This window comes from Thalassospira sp. UBA1131 (assembly GCF_002311515.1).
Lineage (GTDB): Bacteria > Pseudomonadota > Alphaproteobacteria > Rhodospirillales > Thalassospiraceae > Thalassospira.
Genome location: NZ_DCAO01000113.1, coordinates 1 through 6,353, shown reverse-complemented (window position 1 = coordinate 6,353; position 6,353 = coordinate 1). Strand labels below are relative to the sequence as shown.

Annotated in this window: 7 protein-coding genes; 5 read left to right on the top strand and 2 right to left on the bottom strand. The window is 55.3% G+C overall.

Annotated elements, in window-relative coordinates; all coding sequences use genetic code 11:
* The 5 genes from B3Z49_RS19300 to B3Z49_RS19280 form a co-directional block, all read left to right on the top strand.
* Positions 1–798: S1 RNA-binding domain-containing protein (locus tag B3Z49_RS19300; protein WP_296993809.1), on the top strand; the 798-nt coding region annotated here is incomplete at its 5' end.
* 99 nt (positions 799–897) lie between these two features.
* The gene (locus B3Z49_RS19295) at positions 898–2,292 is read left to right on the top strand and encodes an NAD(P)H-dependent flavin oxidoreductase (RefSeq protein ID WP_008888877.1); all 1,395 of its coding nucleotides are present in this window, start codon (positions 898–900) and stop codon (positions 2,290–2,292) included.
* Positions 2,293–2,481: 189 nt separating this feature from the next.
* On the top strand, positions 2,482–2,922 hold the full coding sequence (irrA, locus tag B3Z49_RS19290) for an iron response transcriptional regulator IrrA (RefSeq protein ID WP_063086087.1): 441 nt from the start codon (positions 2,482–2,484) through the stop codon (positions 2,920–2,922).
* 217 nt (positions 2,923–3,139) lie between these two features.
* Positions 3,140–3,574, top strand: coding sequence for a rubrerythrin family protein (locus B3Z49_RS19285; RefSeq protein WP_296993803.1), 435 nt, complete (start codon positions 3,140–3,142; stop codon positions 3,572–3,574).
* Between the two features lie 95 nt (positions 3,575–3,669).
* A complete protein-coding gene (locus tag B3Z49_RS19280) occupies positions 3,670–3,954 on the top strand; it encodes a YciI family protein (protein WP_296993800.1) in 285 nt (94 codons plus the stop codon).
* 26 nt (positions 3,955–3,980) lie between these two features.
* On the opposite strand, the gene eutC is transcribed toward B3Z49_RS19280, so the two are convergent.
* Positions 3,981–4,754, bottom strand: coding sequence for an ethanolamine ammonia-lyase subunit EutC (gene eutC / locus B3Z49_RS19275; RefSeq protein WP_296993795.1), 774 nt, complete (start codon positions 4,752–4,754; stop codon positions 3,981–3,983).
* A complete protein-coding gene (locus B3Z49_RS19270) occupies positions 4,755–6,146 on the bottom strand; it encodes an ethanolamine ammonia-lyase subunit EutB (RefSeq protein WP_296993792.1) in 1,392 nt (463 codons plus the stop codon). It lies immediately after the preceding gene.
* Between the last annotated feature and the right edge of the window lie 207 nt (positions 6,147–6,353).

Here is a 6,353-nt window from a genome sequence, read left to right as displayed (position 1 = left end):
ACCGTTTGCGCAAGCTCGCTTGCGATGATGGATGCCGGTGTTCCGCTGGCACGCCCGGTTGCGGGTATCGCCATGGGCCTGATCAAGGAAGCCGAAGATTTCGCAGTTCTGTCCGACATCATGGGTGATGAAGATCACCTTGGTGACATGGACTTCAAGGTTGCTGGTACCGAAAACGGCATTACCTCGCTGCAGATGGACATCAAGATCACCTCGGTAACCCCGGACATCATGCAGATCGCCCTGAAGCAGGCCCGCGATGGTCGTCTGCACATTCTTGGTGAAATGGCCAAAGCCCTTCCGGAAGCACGCGGTGAAGTTTCGGGTAACGCCCCGACCATCACCCAGTTCTCGATCCCGAAAGACAAAATTCGTGATGTCATCGGTTCGGGCGGTAAGGTCATTCGCGAAATCTGCGAAGAGACCGGTGCAAAGGTTGATATTGAAGATGATGGTTCGATCACTGTCGCACATACCGACGGTGCAAAAGGCAAGCAGGCCGTGGATTGGATCAAATCCATCGTTGCGGAACCTGAATTGAATCATATCTATGATGGTAAGGTCGTTAAGGCTGTCGATTTCGGCGCATTCGTGAACTTCTTTGGTGCGCGTGACGGTCTGGTTCACATTTCCGAACTGGCACCTGAGCGTGTCAAACAGGTTTCGGACATCGTGAAAGAAGGCGACCAGGTTAAGGTCAAAGTCATCGGTTTCGATGATCGCGGCAAAATCAAACTGTCGATGAAACGTGTTGACCAGGAAACCGGTGCCGACCTCGACGCAGGCGACGCCGAATAAAGCAAACGGAATGCCGGACGACGATAAAAATGCGACGTCGTCCGGCACTCTGCGCGATGCCATAGCATCGCGGGCAAAGGCCGAATGGGAGAGACGAATTTGAAAGCCCTTAAACCGCTCGTCATGTCGGGTAAAGAAGTCTTGCCAGTTATCGAAGGTGGCAAAGGCGTTGCTGTATCGACGGGTAAAAGTTCCGGCGCATGGGCTGCTGCCGGTGGTATCGGGACTTTTTCCGCTGTGAATGCCGATTCTTATGACGAGAACGGCAATCTGGTCCCGATCGAATATGCAGGAAAAACCCGCAGTGACCGCCATCAGGAACTGATTGCCTACGGCATTCGTGGTGGTATTGCACAAGCACAGATCGCACATGAAATGCGGAACGGCGAAGGCCGTCTGCACATGAACGTATTGTGGGAAATGGGCGGTGCCGAACCGATCCTTCACGGCGTTCTTGAAGGTGCCAAAGGCCTGATCCACGGGGTAACCTGTGGTGCCGGCATGCCCTACAAGATTGCTCAGATTTCTGCGCAATACGGCGTTCACTATTATCCGATTGTCTCGTCAGCCCGTGCTTTCCGCGCATTGTGGCTGCGGGCCTATAAAAAGACCCCGGAATGGCTGGGTGGCGTGGTTTACGAAGATCCGTGGCGCGCTGGTGGCCATAATGGTCTGTCGAATTCCGAAGATCCGCTGGTGCCCGAGGATCCGTTCCCGCGTGTTGCTGCCCTTCGTGAATTCATGAATTCCGTTGGTCTGAATGATGTTCCGATCATCATGGCAGGCGGTGTCTGGTTCCTGCGTGATTTCGAAGACTGGATCGACAACCCCGAAGTGGCCCCGGTGGCCTTCCAGTTCGGGACCCGTCCGCTTCTGACACAGGAAAGCGAGATTTCCGACGAATGGAAACAGCGCCTGACCAGTCTCAAGAATGGCGACGTATCGCTACATAAATTCAGCCCGACTGGTTTCTATAGCTCGGCTGTGCGTAATGCGTTCCTTGAAGATCTGCATCAGCGTTCTGACCGTCAGGTACGCTATTCGCGTACCGCCGAGGCGGATCTGCATGTCGGTATCCCGCTCGGCCGTCGTGGTCGTCCGATCTATGTGCGTGAAGACGATGCCGACAAGGTCAAGGCTTGGCTTGAAGCTGGCTATACCGAAGGCATGCCGACCCCGGATGACACCATGGTGTTTGTCACCCCGGAAAGCGCACTGACGATCAAGAAAGATCAGATCGACTGCATGGGGTGCCTGTCACAGTGCCAGTTCTCCAACTGGGAACAGCATGAAGGCACGACTGGCAAGCGTGCTGACCCGCGTTCCTTCTGTATCCAGAAGACGCTCCAGAGCATTGCCCATGGCGCCAAAGTCGAAAATGAACTGATGTTTGCTGGTCACAATGCCTACAAGTTTGGCGAAGACCCGTTCTACGCCAATGGCAATATTCCAACTGTGAAGGAACTGGTCGACCGCATCATGACGGGCGACTGATCCTGACATCAGACCAAATAAAAAAGGGCCGGTTTTTACCGGCCCTTTTTGTTTGTTTTTCGCAGTATTTCATCCCGCGATTATAGTTGATCAAAATCAAAGAACAACGCGTCCGGGTTCTTTAGTCTGTCCCCAGCATTCATTAGGGCCATTATGATTTTGGCCCGACCACGACAAAGGGGCAAAGCTATGGGACATACATCGCGTCCATATACCAACGCGCTTAACCGGCTCAAGGATGCCAATCTGCGTCCGACGCGTCAGCGTCTGGCACTGGCACGTTTGCTGTTTGATGACGGCCATCGCCATGTCACAGCAGAACAGCTGCATTCCGAAGCCATGAGCAACAATATCAAGGTATCGCTGGCAACGGTTTACAACACGCTGCACCAGTTCACCGATGCGCGCCTTCTCAATGAAATCGTGATTGATTCGGGTCGGTCCTATTTCGATACCAACACCGAACCGCATTACCATTTCTATTGTGAAGAAGACGGCATGCTGTCTGACATTCCGGCAGGTGACGTCAAGATCGCAAACATTCCGAACATGCCCAACGGCACGGAACTGGCATCGGTTGATCTGGTATTCCGACTGCGTCGCAATCAGGCGGCGAAGGACGCAGCCTAAGACATCGCGCAGCCGTTATTTGCGCAGCCTTGCGCAGGTGACAGGCAGATGAAATCTGACACCTGATCAGTGCAATTGCCCCTGCTCTGCTTGACGGTGGCGGATTTCACGACACATAAAGGGCGGCAAGACCACTTGGTTTTGCCGCCTTATTTTTTGCGACTTTGGCTCATACAACAACGCTGTACTGGGCGAACAATAACAAGGAACAGCGCACATGGCGCTTAAGGGAACACGTACCGAGGCAAACCTGCGCGCGGCCTTTGCCGCCGAGGCACAAACCAATCGTCGTTATCTTTACTTTGCCCAGCAGGCCGACATCGAAGGCTATACCGAGGCAGCCGAGCTGTTTCGCACCGCGGCCGAGGCCGAAACCGGCCATGCATTCGGCCATCTGGAATTTCTTGAAACCGCAGGCGATCCGTTGACTGGCAAAGAATTGGGCGCCACCCGCCTGAACCTTGAAGCGGCCATCGCGCAGGAAAAGGACGAGGCTGAAACGGCCTATCCCGAAATGGCCCGTATTGCCCGCGAAGAGGGCTTGGAAGATATCGCTGCATGGTTTGAAAGCCTTGCCCGCGTGGAAGCCGCCCATGCAGATCGTATCGAACGTCTTCTTACCCGGATGGGGAGCAAAACGGACGGTGCATAAAGCTGATTGATCGCCAAAATGTGATTTGTGATCAGCAACGAAACGCCGGATTGTGCGCAACCTCAACCCTTCGAATCTAACAGGGAAAATCAGCAATGTTTGTTGTCTCGCTGACCTACAAGGTTCCGCTTGAACAGGTGGATGCGCATATCGAAGACCATATCGCGTGGCTAAAGCAGGCCTATGCCAAGGGTATGTTTCTGGCATCCGGCCGCAAGGTGCCGCGCGATGGCGGGGTGATCCTTGCCAAGGGTGATCGTGCTGCACTTGAAGATGAACTGACCCGCGATCCGTTTCATCAGTATGATCTGGCCGATTACCATATCACCGAATTTGATCCGGTGATGGTGGCAGACGGTCTTGAGGCGCTTAAGGTCTAGTTGCAATTGTCGCTAAGGCCCACGTCCTAGCCTTCAATCAGTTCCGGATTTGATGAATTGTCCTTGAGCGCCACACCCGACAGACCCATCTTGCGCGATTCGACCATCAGATAAGCGATCTTTTTCGCGGCCTTTTTCGGGGTTAAACCCGCCGGACGGATGTTGGAAACGCAGTTGCGATCGGCGTTCGACCGCCCGCGTCTCGGCCCCCAGGTCAGATAGCAGCCAAGTGAATCCGCGCTCGATAAACCCGGGCGTTCGCCGATCAGCATCACGGTCAGCTTGGCGCCCAATGCAGCACCGATTTCATCGCCCAGTCCGACACGTGACTGGGTGGCCAGTGTGATCGGCGCGACCGACCAGCTTTCCCCCAAGTGATCAAGGATCAGCTTTAAGGTATTGGCCGCATGGTCATGAGTGGCGCGGGCAGACAAGCCATCGGCCAGAATGAAGGCAACGTCAAAATCCCCGGCATGCTTGCCAAGTGCTGCAACAGAGTCTTCGTCCAACAACCGGCCAAGGTCGGGTCGCTGCAAATATGTCGGTCGATCTGGTGCGGCGGAATGGACATCAAGGATTGTGTGATCAAGCCCATCAAGCTGATCGCGCACGGAGTTGGGTTCAAAGGCCATATGCACAGAATCCCGGGCACGGGCATGCGCCATCTGGAATTCAAGCAGCCGTTCGGTCGGCAACCCGTCGCCGACCCGGCCAAGGCCGATGCGGGCATCTGTATGGGCACGAAGCGTATTCCACGGATCAAGGCCACTCGGAATTTTCTTGTTGGTCAGATTGCTCATTTAAGCGGCCCCCGACCATGCCAAAAGGTTCTGGGCGGCCTGCCCGTCAAGTTGCGGGCGGGTGCGGCCGTTCTGATCAAGGATCTCCATCTTGCGCAGCCAGGCGGCAAATTCAGGGGCCGGTTGCAGACCCAGCACAGAGCGCAGATACATCGCATCATGGAAACTTGTGCTTTGGTAATTGAGCATGATGTCATCCGCACCGGGGACGCCAATGACGAAGTTACAGCCAGCAACCCCCAGAAGGGTCAGAAGGTTATCCATGTCATCCTGATCGGCCTCGGCATGGTTGGTATAGCAAACATCACAGCCCATCGGCACGCCAAGCAGTTTGCCACAGAAATGATCCTCAAGCCCGGCGCGGGTGATCTGTTTGCCATCAAACAGATATTCTGGACCGATGAAGCCGACCACCGTATTGACCAGAAGCGGCGAGTATTTGCGCGCGACCGCATAGGCACGCGCCTCGACCGTTTGCTGATCGATGCCTTCGTGGGCATCGGCCGAAAGCGCTGCCCCCTGCCCGGTTTCAAAATACATGACATTGTGGCCGACCGTGCCGCGCTTAAGCCCCTTGGCGGCGTCTTCGGCTTCGGCCAGCATGGCCTGGGTGATGCCAAAGCTTTCATTGGCCTTTTGCGTGCCGGCGATGGATTGAAACACCAGATCGACCGGGGCATTACGTGCCATCACATCAATTGCCGTGGTGACATGGGCCAAAACGCACGACTGGGTCGGGATGTCGATCCTTTCACGGACCTCGTCGATGAGTTTAAGAAGCTCAATCATGGCTTCCGGGCTGTCGGTGGCCGGGTTGATGCCAATCACCGCATCGCCGCTGCCATGCATCAGACCGTCAAGGATCGAGGCCGCAACACCGGCAGGATCATCAGTCGGATGATTGGGTTGCAGGCGCACCGAAAGATGGCCGGGCAGGCCGATCGTATTGCGAAAGGCGGTGACGACATGGCATTTCTTGGCAACCGCGATCAGGTCCTGATTGCGCATCAGTTTTGATACCGCCGCGACCATTTCCGGCGTCAGGCCGGGTGCCAGATGTTTAAGTGCTTCGGGGGTGGCGTCATCGGTCAGAAGCCAGTTGCGAAAATCACCAACGGTCATCGAGGATACCGGTGCAAAGGCATCTGCATCATGATCATCAATGATCATGCGCGTGACGTCGTCATCCTCGTAGGGGACCAGTGCCTCGCTCAGAAGCTGTTTGAGCGGCACATCGGCCAGTGCAAAGCGCGCCGCCACCCGTTCTTCATCCGAGCTTGCCGCCAGCCCGGCCAGCAAATCGCCGGACCGAAGCGGGCTTGCCTTTGCCAACAGGGTTTTCAGGTCGGGAAAGGTAAAGCGTTCAAAACTGAATGGCGCGCCGGTCTGCAAGTTCTGCCTCCTGAAGCATGAAAGACATCACCAGGGATTTTTGCCCCTGTCCGCAAAGGAAAACAGCGCCAAACATGACGCTGTTGCGATGCATGATCATCATTTGTCCATGGAACCAGAAAATGCCTCAAATGCAAAGTTTTTAATCACAAGGAAAGGCGCGCCTTTCTATTGTGCAGCCTGTGCGACCTCCGTCAGGGTCTTGCG